26 protein-coding genes are annotated in these 26,511 nt (G+C 72.6%); 2 read left to right on the top strand and 24 right to left on the bottom strand.

What is annotated here, in order from left to right; all coding sequences use genetic code 11:
- The first annotated feature begins 120 nt into the window (after nucleotides 1–120).
- Complete coding sequence (locus tag BLW04_RS11920) at nucleotides 121–948, top strand: AraC family transcriptional regulator (RefSeq protein ID WP_217631008.1); 828 nt, start codon at nucleotides 121–123, stop codon at nucleotides 946–948.
- Here the strand turns inward: BLW04_RS11920 and BLW04_RS11915 are convergent.
- From BLW04_RS11915 to BLW04_RS11905, 4 genes are all read right to left on the bottom strand, one after another.
- Entirely contained in the window at nucleotides 941–1,339 is a 399-nt protein-coding gene (locus BLW04_RS11915; RefSeq protein WP_091540827.1) for a hypothetical protein, read from the bottom strand. The two genes, BLW04_RS11920 and BLW04_RS11915, sit on opposite strands and share 8 nt — an antisense overlap.
- Nucleotides 1,340–1,343: 4 nt before the next feature.
- Nucleotides 1,344–1,493 (bottom strand): hypothetical protein, encoded by a 150-nt coding sequence (locus BLW04_RS26685; RefSeq protein WP_175484022.1) that lies wholly within the window; start codon nucleotides 1,491–1,493, stop codon nucleotides 1,344–1,346.
- 138 nt (nucleotides 1,494–1,631) lie between these two features.
- Nucleotides 1,632–2,465, bottom strand: coding sequence for a poly(3-hydroxyalkanoate) depolymerase (gene phaZ, locus BLW04_RS11910; RefSeq protein WP_091540823.1), 834 nt, complete (start codon nucleotides 2,463–2,465; stop codon nucleotides 1,632–1,634).
- The gene (locus tag BLW04_RS11905; protein WP_091540818.1) at nucleotides 2,462–4,255 is read right to left on the bottom strand and encodes a PHA/PHB synthase family protein; all 1,794 of its coding nucleotides are present in this window, start codon (nucleotides 4,253–4,255) and stop codon (nucleotides 2,462–2,464) included. Before BLW04_RS11905 ends, phaZ begins: the two co-directional genes overlap by 4 nt.
- Nucleotides 4,256–4,563: 308 nt before the next feature.
- Between BLW04_RS11905 and BLW04_RS11900 the strand changes: the two genes are divergently transcribed.
- Nucleotides 4,564–5,595, top strand: a complete 1,032-nt coding sequence (locus tag BLW04_RS11900; protein WP_091540813.1) for a LacI family DNA-binding transcriptional regulator — start codon at nucleotides 4,564–4,566, stop codon at nucleotides 5,593–5,595.
- Here the strand turns inward: BLW04_RS11900 and BLW04_RS11895 are convergent.
- The 20 genes from BLW04_RS11895 to BLW04_RS11800 all read right to left on the bottom strand — a co-directional run.
- A complete protein-coding gene (locus tag BLW04_RS11895; RefSeq protein WP_091540810.1) occupies nucleotides 5,588–6,805 on the bottom strand; it encodes an acetyl-CoA C-acetyltransferase in 1,218 nt (405 codons plus the stop codon). The genes BLW04_RS11900 and BLW04_RS11895 overlap by 8 nt on opposite strands.
- Before the next feature lie 58 nt (nucleotides 6,806–6,863).
- Nucleotides 6,864–7,460 carry an SDR family NAD(P)-dependent oxidoreductase gene (locus BLW04_RS11890; protein WP_091540806.1) on the bottom strand — a complete coding sequence of 199 codons (597 nt, stop codon included), beginning with the start codon at nucleotides 7,458–7,460 and terminating at the stop codon, nucleotides 6,864–6,866.
- A 47-nt stretch (nucleotides 7,461–7,507) separates the two neighbouring features.
- Nucleotides 7,508–8,692, bottom strand: a complete 1,185-nt coding sequence (locus tag BLW04_RS11885) for a dipeptidase (protein ID WP_091540995.1) — start codon at nucleotides 8,690–8,692, stop codon at nucleotides 7,508–7,510.
- Entirely contained in the window at nucleotides 8,689–10,092 is a 1,404-nt protein-coding gene (locus BLW04_RS11880) for a M20/M25/M40 family metallo-hydrolase (RefSeq protein WP_091540804.1), read from the bottom strand. The genes BLW04_RS11885 and BLW04_RS11880 overlap by 4 nt, the downstream gene beginning before the upstream one ends.
- Nucleotides 10,092–11,390 carry a methylaspartate ammonia-lyase gene (locus BLW04_RS11875; protein ID WP_091540801.1) on the bottom strand — a complete coding sequence of 433 codons (1,299 nt, stop codon included), beginning with the start codon at nucleotides 11,388–11,390 and terminating at the stop codon, nucleotides 10,092–10,094. Before BLW04_RS11875 ends, BLW04_RS11880 begins: the two co-directional genes overlap by 1 nt.
- 1 nt (nucleotide 11,391) lies before the next feature.
- On the bottom strand, nucleotides 11,392–12,351 hold the full coding sequence (locus BLW04_RS11870; protein ID WP_091540796.1) for an alcohol dehydrogenase catalytic domain-containing protein: 960 nt from the start codon (nucleotides 12,349–12,351) through the stop codon (nucleotides 11,392–11,394).
- A gap of 23 nt (nucleotides 12,352–12,374) precedes the next feature.
- Nucleotides 12,375–13,337, bottom strand: a complete 963-nt coding sequence (locus BLW04_RS11865; RefSeq protein WP_091540792.1) for a ketopantoate reductase family protein — start codon at nucleotides 13,335–13,337, stop codon at nucleotides 12,375–12,377.
- Nucleotides 13,334–14,185 carry an alpha/beta fold hydrolase gene (locus tag BLW04_RS11860; RefSeq protein ID WP_091540790.1) on the bottom strand — a complete coding sequence of 284 codons (852 nt, stop codon included), beginning with the start codon at nucleotides 14,183–14,185 and terminating at the stop codon, nucleotides 13,334–13,336. Before BLW04_RS11860 ends, BLW04_RS11865 begins: the two co-directional genes overlap by 4 nt.
- Nucleotides 14,176–15,921: a DUF885 domain-containing protein gene (locus BLW04_RS11855; protein ID WP_091540787.1), complete on the bottom strand. Its 1,746-nt coding sequence runs from the start codon at nucleotides 15,919–15,921 to the stop codon at nucleotides 14,176–14,178. The genes BLW04_RS11860 and BLW04_RS11855 overlap by 10 nt, the downstream gene beginning before the upstream one ends.
- Nucleotides 15,922–15,948: 27 nt before the next feature.
- A complete protein-coding gene (locus tag BLW04_RS11850) occupies nucleotides 15,949–16,659 on the bottom strand; it encodes an SDR family NAD(P)-dependent oxidoreductase (protein WP_091540783.1) in 711 nt (236 codons plus the stop codon).
- 4 nt (nucleotides 16,660–16,663) lie between these two features.
- Nucleotides 16,664–17,596, bottom strand: coding sequence for a MurR/RpiR family transcriptional regulator (locus tag BLW04_RS11845; RefSeq protein ID WP_091540780.1), 933 nt, complete (start codon nucleotides 17,594–17,596; stop codon nucleotides 16,664–16,666).
- A 19-nt stretch (nucleotides 17,597–17,615) separates the two neighbouring features.
- Nucleotides 17,616–18,530 (bottom strand): isoaspartyl peptidase/L-asparaginase family protein, encoded by a 915-nt coding sequence (locus tag BLW04_RS11840; RefSeq protein WP_091540777.1) that lies wholly within the window; start codon nucleotides 18,528–18,530, stop codon nucleotides 17,616–17,618.
- Nucleotides 18,531–18,583: 53 nt separating this feature from the next.
- A complete protein-coding gene (locus tag BLW04_RS11835; RefSeq protein WP_091540773.1) occupies nucleotides 18,584–19,420 on the bottom strand; it encodes a M55 family metallopeptidase in 837 nt (278 codons plus the stop codon).
- Nucleotides 19,417–20,436 (bottom strand): ABC transporter ATP-binding protein, encoded by a 1,020-nt coding sequence (locus tag BLW04_RS11830; RefSeq protein WP_091540770.1) that lies wholly within the window; start codon nucleotides 20,434–20,436, stop codon nucleotides 19,417–19,419. The genes BLW04_RS11835 and BLW04_RS11830 overlap by 4 nt, the downstream gene beginning before the upstream one ends.
- On the bottom strand, nucleotides 20,433–21,506 hold the full coding sequence (locus BLW04_RS11825) for an ABC transporter ATP-binding protein (RefSeq protein WP_254781397.1): 1,074 nt from the start codon (nucleotides 21,504–21,506) through the stop codon (nucleotides 20,433–20,435). Before BLW04_RS11825 ends, BLW04_RS11830 begins: the two co-directional genes overlap by 4 nt.
- A 2-nt stretch (nucleotides 21,507–21,508) precedes the next feature.
- Complete coding sequence (locus tag BLW04_RS11820; RefSeq protein ID WP_091540767.1) at nucleotides 21,509–22,387, bottom strand: ABC transporter permease; 879 nt, start codon at nucleotides 22,385–22,387, stop codon at nucleotides 21,509–21,511.
- Nucleotides 22,384–23,343 (bottom strand): ABC transporter permease, encoded by a 960-nt coding sequence (locus BLW04_RS11815; protein ID WP_091540763.1) that lies wholly within the window; start codon nucleotides 23,341–23,343, stop codon nucleotides 22,384–22,386. Before BLW04_RS11815 ends, BLW04_RS11820 begins: the two co-directional genes overlap by 4 nt.
- A gap of 82 nt (nucleotides 23,344–23,425) precedes the next feature.
- Nucleotides 23,426–25,000 (bottom strand): ABC transporter substrate-binding protein, encoded by a 1,575-nt coding sequence (locus BLW04_RS11810; RefSeq protein WP_175484023.1) that lies wholly within the window; start codon nucleotides 24,998–25,000, stop codon nucleotides 23,426–23,428.
- 223 nt (nucleotides 25,001–25,223) lie between these two features.
- Nucleotides 25,224–26,147, bottom strand: a complete 924-nt coding sequence (locus BLW04_RS11805; RefSeq protein WP_091540757.1) for a succinylglutamate desuccinylase/aspartoacylase family protein — start codon at nucleotides 26,145–26,147, stop codon at nucleotides 25,224–25,226.
- A gap of 48 nt (nucleotides 26,148–26,195) precedes the next feature.
- On the bottom strand, nucleotides 26,196–26,511 hold a 316-nt coding region (locus BLW04_RS11800), incomplete at its 5' end, for a transposase (protein WP_139306822.1).

Genomic DNA, 26,511 nt, shown 5'->3' with positions numbered 1-26,511 from the left:
CCGCCTGCCCGGCCGCGGCGCGGACCGCCGAGGTCATCGCAGAGGCGTCCAGTTCGGTCATGTCCCCACCCTGGCCCGGGGACGGCGCCGGTTCTTGTACTTCCGCGACACAATGCCGCCGTGGAGAGTGCCGACATCGCAGCGGAGCCGGCGGGTGACCCGCGCGGCATCCTGCACGCCCGCGCGGCCGCGGACGCCTTCGCCCGCCACCACCCGTCGCCCGAGCTGGTGCCGTTCGTGGACTACCTGTGGTCGGTCGAGTGGGACCGCACCGGCCGCCCGCCGCACGTGCAGAAGATCCTGCCCAACCCCGCGGTGCACCTGTCGTTCGAACCCGACCGCAGCCGGGTGACCGGGCTGTCCCGCCGGCGGACCGCGTTCCGTTACGAGCTCACCGGTGCCGGCCGGGTCGTGGGCGTCCGGTTCCGCGCGGGCGGGGCGCGGCCGTGGCTGGCCGGCCCGGTGTCGGTGTTCACCGACCGGGAGGCGCCGGTGGCCGAGCTGGTCGGCGCACCGTTCGACGCGGCGGCCGTGCAGTCCGCCGTCCGGGCCGCCCCGGACGCCGCCACCGCCGCCGCGCTGGTGGACGCCGCGCTGGTGCCGCACCGCCCCGCGCCCGATCCGACCGTCGACCGGGTGGCCGCGCTGGTCGCCGCCGTCCAGGCCGAGCCGGGCATCCGCCGGGCCGCCGACCTGGCCGACCGGGCCGACCTGGGGGTGCGGAGCCTGCAGCGGTTGTGCGCGGAATGGGTCGGGGTGGGGCCGACCTGGGTGGTCCGGTGTGCGCGGCTGCACGAGGCCGCGGCGCGGGCGGCCGGCGGCCTGGTCGACCGGGCGGGGCTGGCCGCGGAGCTCGGGTACGCCGACCAGGCGCACCTGGTGCGCGACTTCACCCGGGTGGTCGGTGAGCCGCCGGCCCGCTACGCCCACGCGGTGGCCTTCAGCTGAGGGTGCCCAGCCGGTCCAGCAACCATCCCGGGCCGGCGGTCCGCGCGGCGGCCGGCAGCCGATCCCGCAGGCCCCGGTCGGCGGTCACCACGAGCAGGTCGTCGTCGCCCTCGGCCAGGGTGGCCGCGGTCGCGGCAATGGCGTCGTCCCCGCTGCCGGGTGCCCGGACGAGCTGGATCCCGTCCGGAACGGGGACCTCCCGGGCCCGGCCCTCGACCACCGCCACCAGCCCGGTCACCGGCCCCGGATCGCCGTCCGGACCGGGCACGGTCCGGCCCGGCAGCGCAGCCAGCTGGTCGAGCAACCGGCTGGTGGCACCGGCGCGGTCGCGCCACCAGCCGTCGGGGCGGGCACCCACGACGTTGGCCGTGTCGACCAGCAGCACCGTCACCGGGTCAGCGGCGCCGGGCGGAGCCGAGGACGGCGGTGGCGAGGAAGAGTAGGAAGCCGACGACGGCGAGCCAGAACAGGCCCTTCACCACGGCGCCGATGACGGTGATGACCACCCAGACGACGAGCAGCACGAGCAGGAAGCGCAGCAGCACGGGACCTCCTCCGGCGCCGGGTCGATCCCGGCGTCCCGACCGTAGGGCACCGGACGGGGTGGTCGACTGCCCTGGGCCCCCACGGACGGTTCCGCGGAACCGCCCGCCGTTCCGACGATCATGGCCAGCGAGGGCCGGTCAGCTCAGGAAGCGGTCCACCACCGGCGCGAGCTCAGGGGCCTCGGTGACCAGGGCGAGGTGGCCGCCGCGGTAGAGGTGCAGCTCGGAGTTCGGGATCAGCCGGGCCATCAGCCGCGGGTTCACCGCGGGGATGATCGGATCGTCGTCGCCGGCGATCACCAAGGTGGGTTGCCTGATCATGGGGAGCAGCGGCAGGCTCGTCCAGCCGGCCCCGGCCGCCAGCTGGTAGTAGTACCCGCGCCGGGGACCCAGCCGCGACTCGGCGTGCAGGACCCGCGCCGCGCGCTCGGGGTGGAGCCGCATCGTGCCGCCGTAGATGTCCCCGGCGATCGCGGTGGCGTACCGGGCATCGCGGTGCCGCCGCGGGGTGAGCATCTTCGACAGCACCCGCGGATGAGCCGGAACCATCAGCGAGCCCATCCCGGTGGCGGCGAGGATCAGGCGCCGGCAGCGGCGGCGGTGCTGGACGGCGAACTGCTGCGCCAGTCCACCGCCCCATGAGAAGCCGAGCACGTCGACGGCCTCGCGGTGCCCGAGCTGGGTCAGCAGCCCGGCGACCACGCGCGCGAAGGTGACCATCGTGTACGGCAGCACCGGCCGCGGCGACCCGCCCACCCCGGGGACGTCGAAGCGGATCACCTCCCGCCGGGGGTCCAGCGCGTCGACGAAGGGCTGCAGCACCTCCAGGCTGGCGCCGATGCCGTTCATCAGCAGCAGCGGGGGAAGCGTGCCGTCGCCGGGGCGGACCGAGACCCGCAGCGTCCGCCCGCCGACGGTGACCGTCCGCAGCTGCGGGTCCCGCGCCGGCCGGGTGCTCCTCCGCCCGATCACTTGTCGAAGATGTACGTGCCGGGGGCCGCGCCCAGGGTGGGCTGGCCGCCGCCCAGCTCCGTCGGCGCATCTACCTCCTCGCCGGATCGCTCCCCCACCCAGCGCCGGTAGTCGGTCCACCACGACCCCTTCTCGGTGTGCGCCGAGGCCAGCCACTCGTCGGCGTCGGGGGTGTTGGGCGTCGCCGTCCGCCACGTCGACTTGGGGTTGCTCGGCGGGTTGACCAGGGAGGCGATGTGCCCATTGGTGGACAGCACGAAGCGGGTGTCTCCGCCCAGCAGCTGGGTGGTCGCGTAGCAGGACTGCCAGGGGCAGATATGGTCGGCGATCCCGGCGACCACGTAGGAGTCGACGGTCACCGCGGACAGGTCGACCCGTGACCCCAGCATGGTGGTCGCGCCCGGCTTGGTCAGCTTGTTGCGCACCGACATGCCCAGGAAGCCGCGGTGCAGCGCCGCGGTCATCCGGGTCGTGTCGGCGTTCCAGTACAGGATGTCGAACGCCGGCGGGGGCTTGCCCTGCAGGTAGTTGTTGACCCAGTAGTTCCAGATCAGGTCGTTGGGCCGCAGCCAGGCGAACACCTCCGCCAGTGTGGCGCCGTCCAGGTAGCCCTTCTTCGCCGAGGCCCGGGTCGCCGCCTGAGCGGACTTCTCGTCCAGGAACGCGCCCGCCGTCCCGCCACGGGACTGGTCGAGCACGGTGACCGCAAAGCAGGCGGAGGAGACCCGGTCCTGCTCGCCGATGGCGGCCAGGTGGCCCAGCACCATGGCGGTGATGATCCCGCCGGAGCAGAACGACATCAGGCCGGTCTGCGGCGAGCCGGAGATCCGCTCCGCGGCGGCCATCGCGTCGAGCACTGCCTGTCCGTAGGTGTCCAGACCCCAGTCGGCGTGCCGGGCGTCGGGGTTGCGCCACGACATCATGAAGACCTGCTGCCCACCGGCGACCATGTACTCGACGATGCTGCGGCCCTCGGCCAGGTCGGCGATGTAGAACTTGTTGATCGTCGGCGGCACCAGCACCATCGGGACGGCGCGCACGTTGGGCGTCGTCGGCTGGTACTGGATGAGCTCGAAGACCGGCGTACGCAGCACCACCACACCCGGCGTCCGGGCGAGGTCCTTGCCCACCTCGAAGGCGTCGGGCTCGACCATCGCGGGCACCCGCGGCGCGGAAGACAGGTCGCGGACCATCCGCCTGGTCCCCGACACGGCGCTGCGCCCGCCGGTGTCGATCGCGGTCTTCCAGGTCAGCGGGTTGAGCAGCGGGTTGTTGCTGGGCGCCAGCGCCTCGACGATGTTGGTGACCGAGAACCGGATCCGCTCGTCATACGCCCAGGGCAGCTCGGCGTCGTCGACCAGCTGTGTCGCCGTCTTCGCCGCGACCAGGTGCGCCTGCATCGCCCGCTTGAGGAGGGGGTTTCCCGACCACGCGGGGTCGGCGTAGCGCTTGTCCTTCGGGCCGGGCGCCACCTCGGAGCGACCGAACCCGATCCGGCCGATCTTCCCGACCAGCTGACCGGTGTGCGTGAGCACCGTGCGTGGGTGCCGGGCGAGGGCGGCAGCGAACCGGAGGCTGCCGCCGACCGGTGGTAGCAGGCGCCGCAACGGTCCGAGCGCGGCATCGGTAAGGATCATGTCCAGGCCGGTCGCGGCATCGGCGACGTCCTCAGGCCCGGTGTCCCCACCGGTGGCCGAACCCGGCGCGGGGACGGCCTGGGAGGCGGACTCCGGGGGCGGTCCGGCCGCCGTCCGACGCGGGTCGCCGTCCGCCCGGGGCGCCGCGCTCATGCCCGGTTCCCGGCGACGGCCGCAGAACTCGCGGCGGGTGACGCACTGACAGTTCGGGTCTCCCGCACGGGGTCTCCTCCTCCCGACGGGGCCGACTGCGCTCCGTCGTGCTCCCCCGGCCTGGACGGGCCGGTCGTGATGACCACCACACAACCACACCTGGACGACGGCGCAATCCCAACCCCGCGCAGCCGCCCGGCCGGCGCGCACCCACGCACGGACGGCGGTGTAGGGATGGTCGCCGGTACGGCCGGGGGCCGTGGGGCGACCCACGTGTGTGTGGAGGTCGATACCGGTACTAATCAGCCGTGCCCGCGAACCTGTCCTCCGTGGCCGCCCACGCCCAGGTCAGCACCAGCACCGCCAGCCGCGCGCTCTCCGGTCATCCCTCGGTGCTCCCGGCGACCCGTGAGCGGGTACTGGCGGCGGCGGCCGAGCTGCACTACCAGCCCAACCGGATGGCCAGCGCGCTACGCACCAACCGCTCGGGCCTGCTCGGGCTGGTCGTCAACAACCTGCGGATCAACACCTTCCACACCATCGCCGAGACCCTGCAGGCGTGGGCGGGCCCGCACGGCTACCAGGTGCTGGTCTGCACGACCGGCGGCGACCCGGCGCGGGAGGCCGCCTTCCTGCAGACCGCCCGGATGCACCATCTGGACGGGGTGGTCGTCGCCGGCTCGGGGGCGAACGCCGACCTGGTCAACCGCCTGCTCGAGGAGGGACGGGCCGTGGTGACCATGAACCGGGAGGTCCCCGGCTCGCGGGCGCCCTCGGTGATGACCGACTACGAGACCACCGCGCGACTGGCGACCGAGCACCTGCTGGCGCTGGGGCACACCCGCATCGCGGCGATCGAGGGGCCGCCGGAGATCACTTCCGGACGGCTGCACCACGCCGGCTTCACCGGGGCGCTGGTCGCGGCCGGCGTCGCCCTGGTGCCCGACCTGGTGGTGCGCGGGCCGTTCGGCATGTCCTTCGGGCGCTCGGCCGCCGAGGCGGTGCTGCGCCGGCCGGACCCGCCGACGGCGCTGCTGATGAGCAACCACGAAGCATCCCTGGGCGCACTGCCCGTGCTGGGCGAGGCCGGCCTGCGGGTGCCGGAGGAGATCTCGGTGATCTGCACCGAGGAGGAGCCGTTCTACAGCTGGTGGACCCCGCCGCTGACCACGGTCGACAACCGCGCGGAAAACCAGGCCGGCCGGGCCGCCGACCTGCTGCTGGCCCAGCTGACCGGGGACGACGACGCCGTCGCACCCGGCCACGCCGAGCTGCTGGAGCCCCGGCTGGTCATCCGGGGGTCGACCGCTCCCCCGCGGCGTGACCTTGGGGTCAGCTGACCCGCTCGAAGACCGCGGCGAGCCCCTGACCACCGCCGATGCACATGGTCTCCAGCCCGTAACGTGCCTCGCGACGACGCATCTCGTACGCCAGCGTGGCGAGGATCCGGGCGCCGGTGGCGCCGACCGGGTGGCCCAGCGAGATGCCCGAGCCGTTGACGTTGACCCGCCCGCGGTCCTCGGCGCCCAGCTCCCAGGCGTTCAGGCAGGCGAGCACCTGGCTGGCGAAGGCCTCGTTGAGCTCGATGAGGTCCATGTCGGCCAGCGACAGACCGGTCTGCTGCAGCACCTTCGCCGTGGCCGGGACCGGGCCGATGCCCATGGTCTCCGGCGGCACGCCGGCCACCGCCCAGCCGGTCAGCCGCACGAAGGGCTCCCAGCCGCGGCGGTCGGCCTCGGCGCGGGTGGTGACCACGCACAGCGCCGCGCCGTCGTTCTGGCCCGAGGCGTTGCCGGCGGTGACAGTGGCCTCCGGGTCCACCATCGCCATCACCGGGCGCAGCTTGGCCAGGTCCTGCATCGTGGTCTCGGGACGGGGGTGCTCATCCTCGGTCACCACCCGGGCCGGCGCCTTGCGGGTGCCGGGCACCGCGACGCCGATGATCTCGTCCTTGAACCGGCCCTCGCGCACGGCGGCCGCCGCGGCCTGCTGGGACCGCAGCGCCCAGGCGTCCTGCTCCAGCCGGTCGACCTTGTGCTCGCGGCGGACGTTCTCCGCCGTCTCCAGCATGCCGCCGGGGACCGGGTGGTGGATGCCGCCCGCGGTCTCCCGGGCCCGGGCCAACCGGTCGTGCAGCATGACCCCGTCGCCCTTGGCGCCGGTGCGCAGCCCGAGGGCGTAATGCTCGACATTGCTCATCGACTCCACGCCGCCGGCGACGACGACCTTCCCGGCGCCGGCGGCGACCTGCATGGCCGCGTAGATGACCGCCTGCAGCCCCGAGCCGCAGCGCCGATCGATCTGCAGGCCGGGGACCTCGACGCCGAGCCCGGCGTCGAGGGCGGCGAGCCGGCCGATCGCCGGGTTCTCGCCGCTCGGGCTGCAGTTGCCGAGGATGACGTCGTCGACCTCGCCCTCGCCCAGGCCGGTGCGCTCGACCAGACCGCGCAGGGCGGCGGCGGCCAGCTGGTTGGCGGACAGGCCGGCGAACACGCCGCCGAAGCGGCCGACCGGCGTACGGACGGGGGAGCAGATGACGACGTCGTCCATGCCCTCCACTGTGCCAGCCGATTCCGCCCCCGGCGCGTCGCGGGTCGACGGGAGGGCGTCAGTCCCGCGGCCTGGCCATCACCCGGTTGCCGAGGGCCTTGACCGAGTCCGGCAGCACCTTGTTCAGCGCCGCCTCGGTGAGCGACTGCACAAACGACTTGGAGGCGTTGTAGACCGCCATGCAGGAGCCCGGCATCGTCGCGGCGATCGAGGAGGTGACGAGCACCCGGCCCTCGTTGCGCGCGGTCATCTCGACCAGGACCAGCTTCAGCAGGGCGGTCGTGGAGACCACGTCGAGCTGCATGATCTCGAGGTCGCGGGCCCAATCGGTCTCGACGAAGGCGTCGCCCACGCCGACCCCGGCATTGAGCGCGGCGGCCTGCAGCGGCCGGTCCAGGGCGGTCACCCGGGTCCACAGCTGCTCGATGCCCGCCGGGGCGCGCAGATCGGCCCGGACGGCGATGACGTCGGCGCCCTCGGCCCGCACCAGCATCGCGGCCTTCTGCAGCCCCTCGTCCTCGGCGTTGACCACCACGTCGAAGCCGTGTTCGGCGAACTGCTTGGCCAGCTCGAAGCCGATACGGCTGGAAGCACCGGTCACCAGGGCGAGGGGCTCGAGCTGGGGCTCGGTCACGTTCGGGGTGTGCTCGGTCATGCGCCGGGCGGTAGCCGCCGCCGGACGGCGGACACCCGGTCGGGGGCTCAGACCCAGATCGACCGGAGCGCCCGCAGCACGTTCCCGCCCAGCACCTTGGTGATCTCCTCGTCGGTGAACCCGTCCCGCACCAGCCAGGCGGCGATGTTGTGGAAGGACTCCGTCGGGTTCTCCAGGCCGTCGACGTAGGGCACCCGCTCGGGCACCGGGGCGCCGGGTCGGGGTTCGGTCGCCAGCAGCCCGGCGAAGGTGCTGTGCAGCCCGACATGGTCGCCGTAGAGGGTGTCCGGGCCGAAGGCGACGGAGTCGATGCCGACCAGGTCCAGGCAGTACCGGAAGTGATCCATCACCGAGGCGATGCTGTGCCGCGGATGGGCGGCCGAGACGGTCGTGTGCGGCGCTGCGGACATGCCGATCACCCCGCCGGTGCCAGCGACGGCACGGAGGGCGTCGTCGCCCTTGAGCCGCGGGATGTCCCAGACCGCCCGCGCGCCGGCGTGGGTGATGAACACCGGCGCCTCCGACGCCGCGCAGGCGTCGATGCCGGTGCGGTCGGAGGAGTGCGAGACGTCGATGGCCAGCCCCAACTGGTTCATCCGGCGCACCGCGCGCCGGCCGAGCGCGGTCAGCCCGCCGTCGACGGCCTCGTTGAGCCCCGAGCCGAGCGCGTTGGCGTCGGAGTAGGCGATGCCGATCTGCCGGATGCCCAGCCCGTAGAGCACGTCCAGCTTGTCCAGGTCGTTGCCGATCGGGGTGGCCGCCTCCAGTCCGAAGACCAGGCCGACCCGCCCCTCGGCATGTGCCCGCTCGATGTCCTCGACGGTCCGGACGACCACGACCTCGGACTGGTGGGCGAGGTCGGCCAGGCGCATGCCCAGGTCGATGACGACGTCGTCCCACTGCCAGGGCGCGTTGCCGGTGACGCACGCGGTGCCGTCCATCATGTTGTCGAACACGACGGTCAGCCCGGAAGCCCGCAGTCCGGCGAAGGCCGTGTGCTGTCGGCCGGTCCGGTTGTACCGCGGGGTGTCGGCCATGTCCGCCGGGAAGAGCACGGGGTGGTCGTGCAGGCTGATGGTGACGTTCTCCGCCAGCAGCCGCTCGGCCCGCTCCACCTGCTCGGGGGTGAATTCGCCGTCGTAGGGCGGCACCCGGCCGGACTCCGGGGCGAGCTCCACGACCGGCAGCCCGAGATCGCCGTCCAGGTAGTCGTAGGAGGAGTAGGCGCTCATCGACCCACCTCCGCCGGCGTCCAGGCGGCCAGCCGGTCCCACAGCGCCGCCCAGGCGCGCATGCCCTCGGCGATCCGGGCGATGCGCAGGAACTCGTTGGGCGCGTGGTGCTTCTCGTCCGCGGTCGCGAAGGAGAAGAACAGCGTCTTGGCGCCCAGCGCCGTCTCGAACAGCGTGGTTGCCGGCAGGGTCCCGGCGATGACCGCCAGCAGCACCTCCTGCCCGGGGTAGACCTCGGCGAGCGCCTCGCGCGCCGCGGTCACGGCCGGGTGGTCGGGGTCGATCCGGTAGGCCGGCACGCGCCCCTCGTCGACCCGCACCTCGACCCGGACGCCGGGCACGGCCAGCGCGGCGACGTGCGCGCCGATCGCCGCGACGACCCGGTCGGGGTCCTGCCGGCCGACCAGGCGGCAGGACACGTGTCCGACGGCGCGGTGTGGGATGACGGTGTACTTGCCGCCGGCGGTGATGCCGTTGACCTCCAGCGTCGGCCGCTCCCACAGTCGGTGGAGGGTGCCGTAGCCGGCCTCGCCGAACAGCTCCGGCGCCCCGACGGTCGCCCGGTACTCCTCTTCGTCGAAGGGCACCGCGTCGATCTCGGTGCGCCGCCCGGGCGACAGGTCGTCGACGCCGTCGTAGAAGCCGGGGACGGCGACCGAGCCGTCCGGGCCGTGCAGGCCGTGCAGGCCGTGCAGGCCGTGCAGGCCGGCGAGGATAGTGCTCAGCGCGTGCACCGGGTTGGCTACGGTTCCGCCGTACCGCCCCGAGTGCAGGTCCTCGGCCGCGCCGGTGACGACGATGTCCATCGACACCAGGCCCTTGGAGGCGATCGAGATCGACGGTTCGGTGGGCCGCCACATCGCGCCGTCGGCGGAGATCACCAGGTCCGCCGCGAGTTCGTCGGCGTGCGCGTGCACGTAGGCCGGCAGGTGCGGGCTGCCGATCTCCTCCTCCCCCTCGACGAGGAACTGCACGTTCAGCGGCAGCGCGCCGCGCTCGGCCAGCATCGCCCGGGCCATCTCGACCACGAGCAGCACCGGACCCTTGTCGTCGGTGACTCCGCGCCCCCGGACGACCCCGCCGTGGACACTGCCGTCCACGACCAGCTCGAAGGGCGGGGTGTGCCACTCGGCGAGGTCCCCGGTGGGCTGGACGTCGTAGTGGCCGTACACCAGCACGGTCGGCGCACCCGGCGCGCCGAGCCACTCCCCGCGCACCACCGGGAAGCCGTCGGTCTCCTCCACCCGGCCGGCGGCGAAGGACAGGCGGCCGGCCAGCCAGCCGGCAGCCGCCCGCATGGTCTCCGCCGAGGCGCTGCGGCTGTCGCTGGGGATCGCCACGTACTCGGCGAGCCCGGCGAGCAGCTCGGCCTCCGGTCGCATCGGCACGGTGCTGGTCATCAGCGGGTCCTCCGGTCGTCGTCGGGTTCCGGCCGGGCAGCCGGGACCGGGGTGCGCCGGGCGGCGACCAGCGCCGCGGTGCGCGCCATCTCGTTGCCGACGATCATCAGGCCCTCGTCGACGCCCATCCCCGGCTTGGCCAGCACCTGACTGGCCTCGCACGCCATCGCGATGTGCGCGGACACCTGCGCCGACCGGTCGGTCTCGTTGCAGGTGCCGCCGCAGTAGGCCTCGAGCCCCGCGTCGCGCACCAGCAGCAGCGCCTCGACGGTGTCGGTCAGCGAGCCGAGATCCGGCGTCTTCACGTGCACGACGTCGGCCGCCGCCGCGGCGACGAAGGCCCGGACGTCGTCCAGCGTGTTGCACCACTCGTCCACCACGACCCGGACGCCGCTGCCCAGCCGGGCCAGCTCGGCGCGCAGCCGGACGTACGCCTCGATCTGCGCGTCCCGGCCGCCCGCGTCGATCGGGTGCTCGACGGCCAGCTCGAAGGGCGCGCACAGGTCCCCGAGCCGGGCCAGGTAGGCCGCGACCGCGGCGACATCGCCGCCGAAGGCGAGACCAGGGGTGCCGTAGGTGTCCACGTGCAGCCGGGGGCGGTGGTCGCCGTCCGGGCGCAGCTGACCGATCCTGGCGACCAGCCAGCGCAGGTACTCCTCGAGCCCCCGCCCCGCCGGCCCCAGGACCGCCGGGGAGTTGAACAGCCCGTGCGGCAGGACGTCGACGCCCTTGAGGATCATCTTGTCGGCGTTGACGTACCGGTCGTCGCCGGTCTGCGCGTACAGCGGCACCGGCAGCAGCGGGGCGCCGGTCCGGTACTCGTCCCGGACGACCTCGGCCATCGTCACGCGGGCGGCCCGGGCCACGGCCGCCAGGACTGCCTGGCTCACGCCGTAACGCACCGCCGTGTGCAGCGGCCCGGCATCGGTGCACACCCGGTCGAGCGCACCGGTCAGGTTCCGGAAGCTGTCGAGCTCGACACCCACGAGCCGGGGTGCCAGGTGGAACCGCACGTCGTCGGCCGCCTGCTCCGCGGAGAACACCGGATCGCGGCCGCCGGCGCCGCTGTACTGGACGGCGGCGCAGTCGCCGAACTCCACCGAGCCGTCGTCGAGCACCAGGACGACCGACAGCGCCTCTCCCGGCTGCCGGACCGCGGTGAACCCCGGGGTCAGCGGCGACCCGACGTAGCCGAAGCCGTCGTGCTGCGCCCCGGCGCGGATCGCCGCCTGGTCGTCGGCGAAGAACCCGCCGCGGACGGGCACGGGAAGCACCTCGGCGATCCGCAGGGCCGGCACGTCAGGCGGCCAGCATCGTCTTGATGGAGCGGCGCACGTCCATGGCCGCGTAGCCCTCGGCGACCCGCTCCAGCGGCAGCGTGAGGTCGAAGACCGGACCGGGGTCGTAGGTTCCGGCGAGCACCCGCTCGACCAGATCGGGCAGGTACCGGCGCACCGGCGCGACGCCCATGCTGATGCTGAGGTGCTGCCGGAAGGCGGGGAACAGGCCCAGCTGCGGTGTCGTGTGCGGCACGCCGACGGCGCCGATCGACCCGCCGGCGCGCGCCATCCCGATCGCCATGTCCCAGGACTCGGGAGTGCCGACCGCCTCGACGACGTGCGCCACGCCCCGGCCGCCGGTCAGCTCGCGGACCGAGGCGATGCCGGCCTCGCCGCGCTCGGCGATGACGTCGGTGGCACCGAAGGCCCGCCCGACCGCGCCGTCCCCGATGACCGCGACGGTCGAGCCGGCCGTGACCCCGGCGAGCACCGCGCCGTGCAGGCCGGTACCGGCGACGTCGGTCAGTGCCAGCAGGGCCGGCAGCAGGGCGGCGTCCACGCCGGCGGTCCCGCCCGGGACGGCGACCAGGGTGCCGTCGGCCTGCGGCACCCGGACGGCCTCGCCCTGGCCGCCGTCGGTGCCCGGTGCGCCGAAGGTGCCGCCGTTGTCGCAGCGGGTCTGGATGCCGTCCCGGCAGGCGGGGCAGGTGTTGTCCGACCACTGGAACGGAGCGATCACGAAGTCGCCGGGCCGCAGCGTGGTCACCGCCGACCCGATCTCCTCGACCACGCCGATGAACTCGTGGCCGAGCCGGGAGCCGGCCGCGCGGGTGGCCACCCCGCGGTAGGCCCACAGGTCCGAGCCGCAGACGCAGGAGCGGAGCACCCGCACGAGGGCGTCGGTGGGTTCGCCCAGAGCGGCGTCCGGGACGTCGTCGACGACGACGGTGCCGGCCGCCTGGTAGAGGGCAGCGCGCATGGTGGGTTCCTCTCGAGGGGTGATCAGGCCGCGGTGCGGGCCGCGACGAACTCAGCCAGCTCGTCGAGGTTCGCCGCCTCGCAGACGCGCCGACCCTGTTCGATGTCGTGGATGAGCTCGGCGACCTTGTCGAAGACCGGCCCGGAGACGTCGCGGAGCATCTCGTCGATCTCGGTCTTGCGCTTGCGGACGGCGAGGTCGCGGTAGATGCCGCTGTGGGTCTTGGCGCTGCGCCGGTTGAAGGCGGCGAGCCGGTCCAGCGACCCCTCGAGGTCGTCGGGGACGAAGCCGTCGAAGCTCTCCACCGGCACCGGTGCCTGGTCCAGCACCTCCTGGGCGACGGCGGTCATCACCGGGCGGTAGGCGGACCGCTCGAGGGTCTCGGCGATCGGCAGGTCGGAGACGGCCCCGGCCCACAGCATCGCGCCGTAGGCCTCCTTGCCCCACAGATAGCCCAGCACGTTCCCGGTCGGCTCGGCGTAGGGCAGCAGCTCGGCCAGCTCTCGCACCCGCGGGGTGATCGTGCCGCCGTCCAGTTCACCGACCCGGAACGTGGCCACGTTGCCCTGCAGGATCACGCCCGGGCTCATCAGATCGGCGCCGAAGTTGACGAAGCTGGACACCACCCGGTCGGCGCCCACGGCTTCGACCAGGACGTCGGCGGTGAGCCCGTTCTGCACAGTGAGCACGTAGCCGTCCGGGGCGAGCCGGGTGCGCAGCAGGTCGGCGGCCGCGCGGGTGTGCAGGCTCTTGACCGCGACGATCGCCCGGTCGATCCGGTCGGGGAGCTCGTCGGGGGTCACCGCCGGGACGGTCACGGTGAACTCGTCCACCGGGCCCTCGATCCGCAGGCCGTTCTCCCGGATGGCGGCCACGTGCGCCGCGTCGGCATCGCAGAGCAGGACGTCGTGCCCGGCCCGGGCCAGGTGGGCTCCCAGGGAGCCGCCGATGGCGCCGGCGCCGATGATCACCAGCGGGCCGCTCATGCGGGCGTCCCGACCGGGACGGCGCGGTCCAGGAAGCCGCGGACGGTCGACTGGAACAGCTCCCGCTCCTCGACCTGCGGGGAGTGCCCGGACCGTTCGAAGACCACCAGCTCGGCGTTCGGCAGGAGCCGGGCGATGATCTCCGAGGAGCTGACCGGGGTGACCCAGTCCCGCCGGCCCACCGTCACCAGCGTCGGTGCGGTCACCGCGGGGAGCGCGTCCTTGAGGTCGTAGGAGCCCCAGTTGTGCTGGAAGCACCAGTTGTGCGCCTCGTGCCGGTAGATGCCGGCCTCCACCGCCGCCGTGGACTTCACCGGGTCGTACTCGTAGTCGTAGAGCGGGATCAGCTCGGACCACAGAGACTTGAGGTCGGCGTCGTCGTGCACCTCGCCGTGCCAGTAGCGGTTGAACCGCTCCCAGTCGATCTCCACCCGGTCCTGGTTGCGGGCGTTCTCGAACGCCAGCTTCAGGTTGCTGCCGTCGGCGGAGGTGTCGCGCAGCACGATCGCCGACACCCGACCCGGATACCGGACGGCGTACTCCAGGGCGATGAACCCGCCGTAGGACCCGCCGGCGATGACGACCTGCTCGGCGCCGATCCACTCCCGCAGGCCCTCGACGTCGGCCGCCCACTGCTCGTGGGAGTAGGGCGGGATGCCTTCGCTCAGGCCGCACCCGCGGGCGTCGAACACGACGACCCGGAACCGGTCGGCCAGCGGCCCGAAGGTGGCCTTCGGCTCGGCGAGCGAGCCGATGCCGCCGCCGCCGTGGTGGGCGATGAGCACCGGGCCGTCCTCCGGGCCGAGCACCTCCACGTTCAGCCGGCAGCCGTTGATGGTCACGTCCATGCGGACGCCTCCTCTGTGAGGGGGCCACGGGCGGGCCCGGCGATGCCCGCGGTCCAGCGGGCGATGGTCTGGTCCAGGACCGGCAGCGGCAGCGCACCGCTGCCGAGCACGGCACCGTGGAAGCCGACGAGGTCGAAGCGCGGCCCGAGCTCGCGGCGGGCACGCTCCCGCAGCCGGACGATCTCCCGCTGGCCGATGGTGTAGGCCAGCGCCTGGCCGGGCCAACAGATGTAGCGGTCGACCTCGCTGGTGGCGTTCTCCCGGGTGGTCGCGGTGTGCTGCCACATGAACTCCACGGCCTGACCGCGGGACCAGCCCAGGTGGTGGACCCCGGTGTCGATGACCAGCCTGCAGGCCCGCAGCGCCGTGAAGGACAGCATGCCCAGCAGTGCGATGTCGCTGCTGTAGAGACCCATCTCCTCGGCCAGCCGCTCGGCGTACAACCCCCAGCCCTCGTTGAAGCTGCATGCCTCGACGTCCAGGTGCTGGCGGTAGCGGGGCAGGTCCAGGGTCTGCGCGGTGGCCAGCTGCAGGTGGTGGCCGGGCACCGACTCGTGGAAGGCGAGGGCCTCGTACTCGAAGCGGAAGCGCTGCTGCGGGTGGGTGGAGAGCAGGCAGTGCGCCCCGGGCCGGCTGCCATCGACGGCCGGGGGCCGGTAGTAGGCCAGCGCTGACCCTTCGGCGTCGATCGGGTTGATCTCCTCGATCACGCACGGCGGGATGTCGTATCGGGGGAACCAGTCGTCCTGGGCCTGCTGGGCGCGCTCCAGCGCCCGTTCGGCGACGTCGACGATCTCCTCGCGGGTGCGGAACCGCAGTGCGGGGTCGGTCCGCAGCCGCTCGGCGATCGCCGGGAAGTCGCCCACGCCCAGCGCCCGGCGGCCGACCTCGGACCAGCGGGGCTCCAGCTCGGCCAGCGTATCCAGGCCGATCTGGTGGATCTCGGCCGGGCTCAGCTCGGTGGTGGTGTGCCGGGCGACCGCGTCGACGTAGCCCTCCTCGCCACCGGGCACGTGCGCGATGCCGACCCGGTCGTCGGGGCGGGCTACCGGCAGCAGCTCGGTGCGCAGCAGGTCGGCCAGGGCGGCCATCGCCGGGCGCACCGAGGAGGCGATCGTCTCCCCCGCCCGATCGCGCAGCTCCGGGTTCCCGGCGCGGGTGGCCGGTCCCAGCAGCGCGTCCGCGTCCAGATCCAGGCCGAGGTGGCCCTCCAGTTGGGCGACCGCGTGGGTCACCCCGAGCGCGGTCGGGACCCGGCCGCGCGCCGCCTCCTCCCGATACCGCTCGCCCAGCGCCCGCAGGAAGGATCCGAGGCCGGCCAGGCGGTGTTCGTACCGCTCGGCGCCGTCGGTATCGGCGATGGTCATCGCCGGCACGGCCTGGAAGACCAGCCCCTGCCGGCTGACGTAGCCCTTCGCCGAGGCGTTGGCCGCCCACAGCGCGTGGTGGGCGTCGCGCCCGGCGCCGCGGGAGAGCACGGTCAGGACGCCGTGGTCGACCCGCCCGGCCGGGTCCAGGCCCGCGAGGTCCAACGCGGCGAGTTCGGCGTCGATGGTGGCGAAGTCTGCGGCGGCCCGCTCGCTGGCGGCCTGGCCGGGATCCCCGGCGAGGTGGTCGAACTCGGTGATGCCGAGCAGCGTGGCGTTGTAGGGGTCGTAGGTGTGCTGGGTGCGGAAGTACCGCTCGCCGAGCTCGGCGAGCGCCGTCGAGGCGTCCGGGGGAATTGGGTGGGGCATGGGTCCTGTCTTCGGGGAGGGGTTGGGTCAGAAGAGCGAGTGGCCGCCGTCGATGGACAGCGTCTGGCCGCTGACCCACCCGGCCGAGGGGACGGCGAAGAACAGCACGCCGCGGGCGATGTCGGCGGGCTTCCCGGTGGCCCGCACGGCGATCCGCTCGAGCAGCGCCTGCTGGCCGTCCGCGCCGTAGCTCTCCCACTGCCGCTGGGTGGTGGGGTTGGAGAGCACGAAGCCCGGGGCGATGCAGTTGACGGTGATCCCGAACGGCCCCAGCTCGTGCGCCATCTGCCGGGTGAAGCCGATCTGCGCGGCCTTGGCCGAGGCGTAGGCCTGGATGCCGGTCAGGCTGACGCTGCGCCCGGCACCGGAGGAGATGGTGACGATCCGCCCGTAGCGGCGGCGCTTCATCGACCGGGCGGCGGCCCGGGTGCAGTTCAGCGTCGTCCGCAGATTGGCGTCGACCACCGCGTCCCACGCGGCGTCGGTCAGCTCGTCGATGGGCGTATGGGTCTGCCCGGTGACGCCCCCGGCGTTGTTGACCAGGACGTCGACGTCGCCGATGCCGGCGAAGAACTCCTCGACCGCTGCGCTGACGGACAGGTCGACGTCGTCCTTGTCGACCTCGTGCACGGTGGCGCCGGCGTCGGCGAGGGTGCGGGCGATCGCCTGCCCGATGCCCTGTGCGGTCCCGGTGACGACGGCGACGGCACCGTCGAGTCTGCCGTCGAGCTCGGCCATGGGCTCAGTCCTCCCCGTCGGGATCGGTGTCGTCGGTGTCGTCGCTGTCGCTGGCGTCGTCGCTGTCGCTGTCCACCGGCTCGGGGCCGGCGCGGAAGGCGCGGTGGATGAGCACCGACTCCTCCCACTGCCGCATCCGGTCCAGCCCGGCGCTGCCGACCCGCTGGAAGACCGCCTCGACGAGACCCTCGACCAGCACGATGAGCCCGGCGAAGGAGTCGAACGGCGTGCCCTCGACGGCGATCGGCAGCACCACGTCGGCGTCGTCGGCCGCCGGGGACAGCCCTTCGTCGGTGATCACGATGACCGCGGCGCCGCGCTGGCGGGCCAGCGCCGCTACCTGCTTGGCGGGCAGCTCGTAGCGGCGCAGGTCGAACACGATCGCCACCGAGTCCTTGCCCAGGTCCAGGTAGGTGCCGATGTCGCGGCCCAGCGGCTCGTCGGCGTAGCTCACCCCGGGCACCAGCTGGTCCAGCTGCATGGCCAGGATCCGGGCGACGTGCCGGGAGAAGTAGCCGCCGTTGAGGACGACCCGCCGGGCCGGGGCGGCCAGCAGTGCCACCGCGGCCTCGAACTCACTCGGCGGCACCGTCGAGGTCAGCCGCTCCACGAGCTCCAGGCGCTGCGCCGTGGACCGCTGGAACAGCGTCCCGTCGCCGTCCCCGCGCAGCCGGTGCGCGGCCCGGCTGACCGGGGAGTTCATCCGCTGCGTGATCTCCTCGCGCAGCTGCTCCTGGAAGTCCGGGTAGCTCCCGACGCCGATCCGGGCGACCAGCCGCAGCACGGTCGGGGTGCTGGTGCCGGCGGCCCTGGCCAGGGTGGCCGCGCTGGCCAGCCCGGCGCTGGGGTAGTTGGCCAGCAGTGAGCGGGCCACCTTCTTCTCCGCCGGGCTCAGCTCGTCCATCCGGGCGAAGACGGCGTCTCTGATCTGGGTCATGACCGTGCCCCGCCGCCGGTCAGCTGTGGATCACGAGGCGGTCGCCGTCGTGGTAGGCGGCGAACATCGCCGGAGAGTTGTGAGCGACGACGACCGAGCCGTCGGCGGCCACGGCGATCAGCCCGCCGGTAGCCGCCCGCGCGGCGAGCTCGGCCTGCACGGTCGCCTCGATGGCCTCGGCCATCGGCGTTCCCAGGTAGCGGACCCGGGCGGCCACGTCATGGGCAACGACGCCCTGCATGAACGCCTCGCCCTGCCCGGTGCACGAGAGGGCGCCGACGCCGTCCCGGGCGTAGGTGCCCGCACCGACGATCGGGGTGTCCCCGATCCGACCCTCGCTCTGGTTGACCATGCCCCCGGTGGAGGTGGCCGCCGCGACCCGCCCGCGCACGTCGATCGCGACCGCGCCGACCGTGCCGTGCCGTGAGCCCTCCAGCGTCCGCTCCTGGACGTTGCGGAGCTGCTGCTGACGGGCCGGGGTGAGGAAGTACTCGGGCGGCACGGTCTCGAGCGCCCAGCCGCAGAGCCGGTCCTCGTCCGGGGCGATGAGTAGCACCGCGGGCGTCTCCTCCATGACCTTCCGGGCAGCGAACACCGGATTGCGGGCGTGCCGGCAGGCCGCCACCGCCCCGGCCCGGCCGTCGCCGGTCATCACGCAGGCGTCCAGCTCCGCGGTGCCGGCGGCGGTGAGCGCCGCGCCCCGGCCGGCGTTGAACAGCGGGTCGTCCTCCAGCCGCGAGACGGTGACGCAGACCGCGTCCAGCGCCGTGCCGCCGGCCGCGAGCACAGCGGCGCCGGCGAGGTAGGCCCCGGTCAGACCCTCGCCGTAGGAGCCGCCCACCTCCAGCGACAGCTCCTCGACGCGGCCGCCGGCCCCACCGTGCAGGGCCAGGGCCCAACCGCTCGCCGCCGGGGCGGCCTGGAACAGGTGCATCTGGGTCGCGTCTCCCGCGTGCCGGTCGAGGTGTGGAGGATCAGCCGGGCGGCTCAACGGCCACCGGCCTGACGCGTGATGTAGGTGACCGCGACGAAGGAGGTGAACATCTCCAGCAGGTCGTCGGCGGCGATGCGCACCGAGCGCTCGCCGGTGCGCTCGGTGCCGCGGGCCCAGGTGGCCACCTCGGCCATGTCGCCGGTCTGCAGCTCCAGGTCCAGCGTCGCCGGCCGGGCGATGCCGGGGGTGTCGACGCCGCCCTCGGCCACCCGGCGCACGGCCTGCTCGGCCCCCTCCCGGATCAGCCGGCAGGACTCCGCCGGGTGCAGGTTGGCCGCGCTGAACCGGGTGATCGACTCCTTGGTGGTGACGTGCACGGCCCCCTTGGCGAAGCGCTCGGTCTCCGCCCAGGTCACCGAGTCGCCGGAGACGAAGGCGATCGGGACGCCGTAGTGCTCGGCGACCAGGGCGTTGATGCCGCTCTCCCCGACCAGTTCGCCGTTGACGCGGGCGGCGGCGAACACCTCGGGGTTGTAGGTGTGCGACAGCGTGGAGGGTGGCCCGGAGATGGACCCGTGGTAGCCGACCAGGAAGGCCGCGGCGAAGGTCTCGTCCAGCCCCTGCATCATGTAATGCGGCTTGTGCCGGCCGGCGACGTAGGTGGCGTTGCCGGCGATGGCCCGCGGGTCGAGGTTGGCCATCGTGCCGTGCGAGTCGTTGAGCACGACCTCGGTCGCGCCGCCGGCCAGCGCACCCTCGATGGCCGCGTTGACCTCGGCGAGCATCAACTGGCAGCCCACCTCGTACCGGGCACCGCCGCTGGGACGGCACTGATCCCAGTCGACGATCCCGGCAACGCCCTCCATGTCGAACGAGATCCAGATCTTCATCGGTGCTCCTGCGGGGTGTCGGGAAGGGGGATCAGCGCCAGCTCGCCGGCCTTGAGGCACGCACTCTCGTGCGCGGGGCCGACCGGGAGCAGCGGTGGGTCGTTGGCGACGCAGATCTCGCTGGCCAGCGGGCAGCGCGGATGGAAGCGGCAGCCGGCCGGGACGTCGTAGGGGCTCGGCGGCTCGCCGTCGAGCTCGAACTCGTCGTTGACGCTGGCCTCGGTCATCCGCGGGATCGAGTCGATCAGCGCCCGCGTGTAGGGATGCCGGGGGGCGGCGAACAGCTGCGCGGTCGTGGCCACCTCGACGATCCGGCCCAGGTACATGACCGCCACCCGGTCGGCCAGGTGCTGCACCACGGCGAGATTGTGCGCGATGAACAGGATGCTCACGCCCAGCTCGGCGCGCAGCGAGGCGAACAGCTCCAGGATGGTGGCCTGCACCGACACGTCCAGCGCGGAGACCGGCTCGTCGGCGATGAGGACGTCGGGCCGCACGGCGAGCGCGCGGGCGATGGCCAGCCGCTGGCGCTGCCCGCCGGAGAACTGGCTGGGATAGGCGCTCAGCACGTCGGCCTCCATGCCCACCAGGTTCAGCAGCCGGATGCTCTCCGCCCGCACCTCCCGGCGCGGCACCACCCGGTGCAGCAGGAGCAGCTCGGCGAGCATCGCACCGACGGTCAGCCGCGGGTTGAGCGAGGAGTAGGGGTCCTGGAAGACCATCTGCACCCGGCGGGAGGACTCCTTGTCCCGCCGCGCGGGCGCAGCCTCACCGCGGTACCGCACCTCGCCGCCGCTGGGCGCGGTGCTGCCGACCAGGATCTTGGCCAGCGTCGATTTGCCGGAGCCGGACTCGCCCACCAGGGCCAGGATCTCCCCGCGACACAGGTGCAGGTCCACGCCGTCCAGCGCCTTCAGCGTTCCCGAGGCTCTCGAGGTCAGCCGGGACAGCCACGACGTCCCCAGGCTGTAGGTCTTGGTCAGCCCGGCCACCCGCAGCATCGCGGTGTCGCTCATGCGAGCACCTCGGTCAGCCGGGAGCTCTCGAAGCAGGCGGCCTGCCGGCCGGGGGCGACCTCGGCCAGCGGCGGCATGGATTGCCTGCAGTGGTCGCGCACGTAGCCGCAGCGCGGTGCGAACGGGCAGCCGGAGGGCCGGTCGGCGACGTTGGGCGGGAACCCGGGAATCGGCACCAGCTCGCGGTCGGGGCGGTCGAAGTCCGGCGCGGACTCCAGCAGGCCGCGGGTGTAGGGATGCCGCGGCTGGCGGAAGACCTCCTTGACCCGGCCGGACTCCACGATGTTCCCGGCGTACATGACCGCCAGCTCCGAGCACGTCTGGTTGACCACGGCGAGGTCGTGGGTGACGAAGACCAGCGAGGTGCCCGTGTCGGCGCACAGCCGTTCCAGCAGCCGCAGCACCTGCAGCTGCACGGTGACGTCCAGTGCCGTGGTCGGCTCGTCGCACAGCAGCAGCCGCGGGCCGCAGGAGACGGCCATGGCGATCATGATCCGCTGGCGGAGGCCGCCGGAGAGCTCGTGCGGATAGGCCCGGGCCCGGCGCACGGGGTCGGGGATGCCGGTCCGGGCCATCATCGACACGGCCAGCTCACCGGCCTCCTTGGCCGACAGCCCCAGGTGCCGGCGAGGCCCCTCGGCGATCTGGTCGCCGACCCGCATCACCGGGTTCAGCGCGCTCATCGGCTCCTGGAAGATCATCGCGATCTCCGGGCCCATCAGCGCGCGGCGCCGCTTGGCCGGCATCGTGAGCAGATCGGTGCCGCCGTACTCGACGCGGCCCGACAGCACCTCGACCGGCTTGGGCAGCAACCCGGCGACGGCCCGCAGGGTCAGCGATTTCCCGGACCCGGACTCCCCCACGATTCCCATCCGCTGGCCGGGGTCGACGTCGAAGGAGACGCCCTCGACGATCGACACCGTGCGGCCGCCGGGCAGCCGCACGCCGATGCTGAGGTCCTGCACGCTCAGCAGCGGCACGCCGCCCCGGCTGAGCTCGGCCGTGGAGGCCGGCTCGTCGGCCGGCGCGATGCCGGTCGATGAGATGACGTCACTGGAACCCTGCGACATGGTCACTTCCTCCGCTCCGGGGAGAGGAGGTCGGACAGGCCGTCCCCCAGCAGGGACAGGCCCAGACTGGTGACGACGACGGCCAGGCCGGGGATGGTGGCCTGCAGGAACTGCGTGGTGATGAACTCCTGGCCGTCCAGGATCATGGAGCCCCATTCTGCGGTGGGCGGGGCGATGCCCAGACCCAGGTAGCCGAGGGTCACGATCGCCATGATGTCCATGACGATGTCGCTCATCGCGTAGATGAGCGCCTGCGAGAGCACGTTCGGGGTGATGTGCCGGATCAGCACCCGGCCGTGCGACATGCCGCCCAGCCGGGCGGCGACGACGTAGTCCTGCTTCTTCGCGACCAGCAGCTCGCCACGCATGATCTTGGCGTAGGACACCCAGGAGACCGCGGCGATGGCCAGGTAGATGCTGCTCTCCCCGGCGCCCAGCACGAAGACCAGCACGATCACCAGCACGTAGAAGGGAAAGGCGAAGAACACGTCGACGATCCGCATCACGACGACGTCGAACCAGCCGCCGAAGTAGCCGGCCAGCGCACCGAGCACCGATCCGACGACGAACGGGATGAGGACGGCGAGGAAGCCGATCCGCAGGTCCACCCGGGCGCCGTAGAGCAGCCGGGTGAGCACGTCCCGGCCGTACTTGTCGGTGCCCAGCCAATGCGACCCGCTGGGTGACTGCAGCGCGTTCTGCAGGTCCTGCTCGATCGGGTCGAAGGGCGTCAGCAGCGGGGCGAGGACCGCGGCCAGCAGCAGGAGTCCGACGATCACCAGACCCGCGACCAGGGTGCCGTTGCGGTACCAGGGTCGCAGCGACCGGGACCGGGCCGGCCGGCGCATCGCCCGGGCCGCGGTGGCGACGGCGGTGGTCATGCGCGCTCCTTGCTGGACAGGTCCACCCGGGGGTCGATGAGGGTGTAGACGACGTCGGTGAGGATGCCGACGACGATGACGAAGAGGGCGACGAAGAGCGCCACCGCCTGGATGGTCGGAAAGTCCCGGGTGAAGATCGCGTTGATCATCAGCGAGCCCAGCCCGGGGATGGCGAAGACCTTCTCGATGACCAGGGAGCCGCCGACCAGGTAGCCGAGGTTGACCCCGATGATCGAGACGGTCGGGATCGCGGCGTTGCGCAACACGTGGCCGCGGAACAACGACACCCCGGCGGCGCCTTTGGACCGCGCCGTCCCGACGTAGTCCGAGCCGAGCACGTTGATCGTCGAGGCGCGCAGGCTCCGGATCGTCGTCGGCGACATCGCGATGGCCAGCGTGAGCGCCGGCAGGAACAGGTAGTAGGGGTGCTCGCCGAAGGTCATCCCGTAGCCGCCGACCGGGAACAGCCGCAGTTTCACCCCCAGCAGCAGGATCAGCATGATCCCGACCCAGAACTGCGGCATGCCCTGCCCGAGGAGGGTGAAGACCCGCACGGCCAGGTCCCGGCCGCGGCCGGGTGCGGTGGCCGCGAGCGCGGCCAGCGGAACACTGATGACCAGGGACAGCACCAGCGCGAACACCAGCAGCGACAGTGTGATCGGAATGGCCTGGAGGACCAGTTCCAGGACCGGTCGCTGGTAGGTCAGGCTGTCTCCCAGGCTGCCCCGGAACAGCCGCCCCAGGAAGATGAAGTACTGGTCCACCAGCGGCTTGTCCAGGCCGAGCTGGGTGTTGAGCGCTGCGACGCGGTCGGGGGTCGCGGTCTGCCCCAGGATGGTCAGCGCCGGATTGCCCGGCAGCAGGTGGACCATGAAGAAGACCACCACGGTGACCCCGAAGACGACCGGTACGGACTGCAGCAGCCGTGCCGGGACGAACCTGAGCCGGTCGAGCACGTTTCCCCCTCTGTGGTGCGGGCTCTGCGGTGCCGGGCCGGGGAGTGGCGCCGCCGATCGACGGCGCCCCCCCGGATCGCGGTCACTGGGTCTTGTAGACGTCCTCCAGGTGGTAGTTGCCGAGCGGCGTGACGTGGAAGCCCTGGACCTTGTCCGTGGTCGCGTAGGCGTAGGGCGAGTAGTAGAGGTAGGCCGCCCAGGCGTCGGAGGCGGTCTTCTCCTGCAGCTGCTGGTACAGGTCGGCCCGCTTGGCGTCGTCGGTCTCCGCCTGGGCCTGCTTGTTCAGTGCGATGACCTCGGGGTTGTCGTAGTACGTGTACGCCGAGTGCGAGCCACCTTCGGGGTCCACGGCGAACGACGTCCACTCGTCCGGGTCCGGGATGTCCATCGTCCAGCCGCTGATGATCATGTTGAAGTCGCCGCTGTTGCGCGCCTGCTTGAGCGCGGTCGGGTCCAGCGTCTTGATCTCCAGCGTGATGCCGAGCTCCTTGAGCTCGGACTGCATGATCTGCGCCACCGACGCCTGGTTGGGGTCACCGGCGTTGATCGTGATGCTGGTGGAGAAGCCGCCGGCCGCCGAGGACTGGGCGAGCTCGGCCTTGGCCTTGTCCACGTCGAGGTTCGGGGCGTCGGGGTTCTTCGCGTAGTACGGGGTCCCCGGGGACAGCAGGGAGTCCGCGGCGCTGCCGTTGCCGTAGAGCACCGACTTCACCATCGACTCGCGGTCCAGGGCGTAGGCGATCGCCCGCCGCACGTGCACGTCGGAGAACGGCGTCTTCTGCTCGTTGAAGGCGACGTAGTCGATGCGGGTCGAGGGGAAGGCCGTGGCGGTGATGCCGGGGCTGTCCTTCAGCGAGCTGAAGCTGGACCAGTCCGGGAACTCGTCGATGTCGACCTGTCCACCTTGGACCTGCAGCTTCCGGGTGTTCGCGTCCGGGACGACGGTCCAGGTCACGCTGTCCAGGTACGGGCCCTTCTCCCCCCAGTAGTCGGGGTTCTTGTCGATCTTGACGTACTGGCCCTTCTTCCACTCGTTCCAGATGAACGGGCCGGTGCCGACCGGGGCCTGGTAGAACTCCTCGGCGGTCTTGCCGCCGTAGTCGGCCGGGATGACGCCGTTGGAGAACAGGGACAGGTCGGCCAGCAGCGGCGCCCAGGGGTACTTGAGCTTGACGGTGACCGTGGAGTCGTCGGTGGCCTCGACCGAGTCGATCGCGGTGTTGATGAAGCCCCAGCCGTCGGCGCCGGTCTTGGTGTCCTCGTCGATGGAGAACTTCACGTCCTTGGCGGTCATCGGGGCACCGGTGGAGAACGTCACGCCGTCGCGGAGCTTGATCGTGTACGTGAGCTTGTCATCGGACATCGCGTAGTCCGTGGCCAGCCAGGGCTCGACCTTCGTGCCGTCGGCGCTGACGGTGAACAGCGGCTCCATGATCTGTTCCATCACGTAGATCGAGTTGTTGTCGAACGTGGTGGTCTTGTCCATGGAGATGATGTCGGCCGCCCGCGCGATGGTGAGGTCGCCACCCTCGACGGGCCCGGAGCTCCCGGCGGCCGAGCTGCTGGAGCCGCCGCTGGACCCACCGCCGCAGGCGGCGAGGGTGACCGCGGCGACCGCCGCGATCCCGGCTGACCTGATTCGGGTTGAACGTGTCATCGACTGCCTCATCGTCCTGCCCGCCGCAGCGGGTTGTGGTGGGAGTGGCCTGGTCGTGCGCGGTGCGGAGCGAGGCCGGGGAACGCGTCCCGACCGGGTGGAGGGACCGTAGCGTTCATTACAGCGGGCGCCAAGCATTTCTTTCCTGTTACGTTTGGAACGGGCCCGAGGACGTGCCGGAACGGCTCGTTCCGACACGTCACGAACCGCTCGCCCGCCGCCCTCAGGCGGTGGCGAGCCCGAGGAGCAGGCCGTCGGGGACCACTGCCGGGCTGCTGGTGACAAACAGCGGGCAGCCGGCGACCGGAGCGAGAACCCGGTGCAGCTCCTCCCCGTAGGGGTCCAGCAGCACGCCGAGCACGTCGCCCGCAGCGACCTGCGTCCCGGCGGGTACCGCCGCCAGCCAGAAGCCCCGGACCGGGCTGCGCAGCCACGCCCAGCCGGTGTGCTCGGCCGGCGCGGACGCGGGTGCGGCCGGGCTTCCCGGCAGCATGCCCAGCGAGGCGCAGACGGCCAACACACCGCGGAGGTGGCCGGCCACCGACGTCTCGTCGCAGATCCCGTTGGCGCCGATCTCGGCGATGATCGCCGGGATGCCGACGTCGGCCGCGGCGCTGCTGGTACTGCCCCCGACCGTCCGCACGGCCCGGCTCTGGCGCACCACGTGGCCCAGGCCGTACGCCAGCGCCAACGCCCGGGACCGCTCCTCGACCGCGGACTCCTCGTACAGGCAGAACGGCTCGAGGGACTCGGGCAGGTCGCCGGCGTGCAGGTCGAGCAGGGCGTCGCTGGGGGCGATCAGCCGGGTGAAGACCTCGTGCGCCAGGACGTCGGTGTAGGACCCGGCCGGGTCCCCGGGGAAGCACCGGTTGAGGTTCTTGCCGTCGGCCGGGACGACGAACGCCGTCCGGCTCCAGAAGGCCGGCTGGTTGAGGACCGGCACCGCGGTGACGGTGCCGCGCAGCTGGGCGGGGTCGAGCTCCCGGAGCAGGCGCAGCACTGCGGCCGGGCCGGTGTACTCCCCGCCGTGCACCCCGGCGAGGACGGTCAGGTGCGGGCCCTCGCCCCGACGGCCCTCGATGCGGGCGTAGGGGATCTCCAGGGGCTCACCGGGCAGGCAGTCCAGGACGAGCGTCTTCTTCTCCATGGGCGGCGATCCTGTCCCGCCCCCGGGCCGGTGCCTAGAGCGTGTCTGCTAACTGCGGACGCGGTGATGGATGATCATGCAGCCGAGGAGGACACCGCCGAGGTAGGTGGTGGCGTATTTGTCGTAGCGGGTGGCGATAGCGCGCCACTGCTTGAGCCGGCCGAACCCGCGTTCGACGGTGTTGCGGTCCTTGTAGAGCTCGGCATCGCAGGCCGGTGGTCGCCCACCGGCCGAGCCCTTGGCCTTGCGGCGTGCGATCTGGTCGCTGCGTTCGGGAATCGTGTGAGCGATCTTCTTCGCCCGCAGGTGCGCCCGCGTACTGGGATGGGAGTACGCCTTGTCCGCCAGCAGCCGGAACGCGCCG

Origin of the sequence: Modestobacter sp. DSM 44400 (genome assembly GCF_900107175.1) — a bacterium.
Classification (GTDB): Bacteria; Actinomycetota; Actinomycetes; order Mycobacteriales; family Geodermatophilaceae; genus Modestobacter.
Note: the sequence above shows the minus strand (reverse complement) of the source record. Positions and strands in the feature narration are given on the sequence as shown.